This is a genomic window from Candidatus Phytoplasma palmae (assembly GCF_046896035.1).
GTDB lineage: Bacteria > Bacillota_I > Bacilli_A > Acholeplasmatales > Acholeplasmataceae > Phytoplasma > Phytoplasma palmae.
In genome coordinates this window covers 1-2,895 of record NZ_JBIPDD010000022.1, presented here as the reverse complement: position 1 = coordinate 2,895, position 2,895 = coordinate 1, and the positions used below count along the sequence as shown (strand labels likewise).

The following is a 2,895-nucleotide window of genomic DNA, read 5'->3' as shown; positions in this document are numbered from 1 at the left end:
GAGGGGCTTAGATTAATATCTAGTAATAGAAAAACGGTCTAATTCTATCTCGATTTTGTATCAAAAATTCAGGAAGATATTTTAAGAAGAGATTTTACCATAAATAGCTTTTTAATGAATGAAAAGGGTTATATATTTGATTACATGCAAGGTTATAAAGACTTACAAAAAAAACAAATTAAAACTATCGGAAACCCTTATAAAAAATTATCAGAAGACGCATTAAGAATATTAAGAATTTTTTATTTTCAATCTAAATTAAATTTTAAAATAGAAAAAAAAACTGAAAAAGCTTTAAAAAAAAATATATTTTTATTACAAAAAATAAAACCAGAACAAATTTTTAAAGAATTTCAAAAAATATTAAAACAACCATACTTTATGAAAGCTTTTTTATCTTTAAAAAATACAAATGCTATTTCTTTTTTAAATATTGGTTTGCAAAAAAGTATTCTTTTTATTATAAAAAATAATTGGCCTACAATAAATGAAGAATTATTTTTCGGTTTAACATTTATTTTAGATTGCAGAATAATAGATTATTTTAAATTTAATAAAAAAAGATATTTAAATAAATATCTTTATTTTAAAAAAAAAATTAAACACTATTTATAAAAAATTTTTTTAAAATAAATAAAAAAAGAGATTAGAAAATATTATGAAATATCAAAACCAAACACAATTTTTTAAAAACAAAAAAATAGGACAAAAATATAAATTAGTAGGAAAAGTCAATAATATAAACCAAGGAACAAATTTTAAAAATGTTGAAGTTTTATTACCTGAAAATTTTGCATTAAATATAAAATTAGACATGAATTCTAAAAATCCTTTGATAGAAAAAATTTATATTTTTGATTTTGTTTATAAAAAAAAAGATGAAAAAAATATTCTTATATGTGAACAATTTGATTTAATAGAAAATGTTTTAAATTTTAAAGAAATTTATAAATTTTATTCTGTTTTTTTTAAATGTTCGCCTATTTCATTTGATATTGTAGAACAATATATAGAAAATTACTTATCTAAAATAAAAAATAAAATATTAAACCAAATAACTACTAATTTATTTATAAAAAATAAAATTAAATTTTTAACAATTCCTGCAGCTTTCAAAATGCACCATAACTATCATGGAGGTTTAGGACACCATACAATAACTATGTTAAAATTATCTGAAGTTTTCCTAGAAACATATCCTTTTTTAAATAAAGACTTGTTATATTCAGGAATAATTTTACATGATATGGCTAAAATACAAGAATTTGATTTTATTAATAAAACTTACACAAAAGAAGGCATTTTACTAGGACATTTAATTTCAGGAGTTAATAATATACACGAAGAAGCTTGCTTATTAGGAATACAAAATACCGAAGAAATATTATTATTAAAACATTTAATAATTTCTCATCATGGATTTTTAGAATACGGAGCAGCTAAAAAACCTCAAATAAGCGAAGCTCTTTTGTTGTGGTTTTTAGATGATATGGATGCTAAATTTAATTCTATTGAAGATAAAATAAAAAAAACAGACAAAGGAAATTTTTCAGAACCTTTATCTGTTGTAGAAAAAAAATGCTTTTATAAACCCAACCTAAAATAGAAACTTTAATCAATTTATTTTCTGATTGATTTTTTTACTTTAAAATGTCTATAGTTTTTTTTCTAAGTAAATTAAAAATGGGCAAAATTAAACATAAAAAAGAAAATAAAAAAATTACAATAAATAAATAAAAAGATAACAATAAAATTCTTAAAATTGGAGAAATAAAAAAATATGAAATTTGAAAATGTTGAAATTTTTCTAATATAATTTGTTTTAAATTATCATCATGAATAGAAAATGTCAAAAAATTTATAATAAAATTAGATTCTGAAATTGTTGAATTAAAATTATATAAATAAAATAAGCTTTTCGTCAAAAACATTAATAAAAGCAAAGATAAAACAAAATTAATAAAAGAAAATATAAAGCAGTCAACAAGAAAAATTTTAAAAATATTATAATTATTAGATCCTAAACCTTTTAAAATGCCTATTTCTCTTTTCTTTAATCTAATACTCAAAGAAAAATAAAACAACAATATTAAAAAAGGTAATAAACCAAAAAATATTAAAATTTTGATAAAAAAATCCAAAATTTCAGATTTAGATACATTTTGAAGCATTTTATAAAATAAATTAAAATATTCTACAGGTAAAAAAGAATTTTTTTCTTTAGAAAAAAAAATAGAACACATAATAGGGAAACCGTAAAGAAAAGCAAAAATAATAGGCATAAAAATAAAAATAAAAAATAAAAATAACTTCTTACATTTTAAAATACTTAAAGCCATTTTGAAAATTAATTTAAATTTTAAACAACTAAAAATAGAAATAAATTCTTTTTCAGTATAATTATTTTTTTTTTCTTTTTTAACAATATTATTTGAATAAGAAACTACTTTATTTTGTTTTAAAAATTTATTTTGTTTATTAAGGATATTATCTTCAATAATGAAACCATTTTGAATTTTAATAATTCTATCTGCATATTTATAAGCTTTATCTTCATCATGAGTAACAATAACAAATAATTTTTTTTTAGAAATTTCTTTAAATTTATCAAAAATTTTTTTACTTGTACTACTATCAATATTAGAAGTAGGCTCATCTGCTAAAATAATCTTACTTTCTTTAATTAATGCACGAATAATAGATATTCTTTGTTTTTGACCACCAGATAATTCATTTATTTTCCTTATTTTAAAAGTTTCATCTAAATCCATTTCATACAATAATGAATCAATTAAATTTTCGTTAATTGGTTTATTTTGCAATTGACAAGATAATTTAATAATCGAGATAGAATTAGACCGTTTTTCTATTACTAGATATTAATCTAAGCCCCTC

Annotated in this window: 3 protein-coding genes; 2 read left to right on the top strand and 1 reads right to left on the bottom strand. The window is 18.8% G+C overall.

Annotated features, from left to right (window positions below; all coding sequences use genetic code 11):
• The first annotated feature begins 66 nt into the window (after window positions 1-66).
• Window positions 67-615, top strand: a complete 549-nt coding sequence (locus ACHMP6_RS01745) for a hypothetical protein (RefSeq protein WP_412097809.1) — start codon at window positions 67-69, stop codon at window positions 613-615.
• A gap of 43 nt (window positions 616-658) precedes the next feature.
• Window positions 659-1,606, top strand: coding sequence for an HD domain-containing protein (locus ACHMP6_RS01740; RefSeq protein WP_412097808.1), 948 nt, complete (start codon window positions 659-661; stop codon window positions 1,604-1,606).
• Between the two features lie 34 nt (window positions 1,607-1,640).
• Here the strand turns inward: ACHMP6_RS01740 and ACHMP6_RS01735 are convergent, their stop codons facing one another.
• Entirely contained in the window at window positions 1,641-2,822 is a 1,182-nt protein-coding gene (locus ACHMP6_RS01735) for an ATP-binding cassette domain-containing protein (protein WP_412097807.1), read from the bottom strand.
• Window positions 2,823-2,895 lie beyond the last annotated feature (73 nt).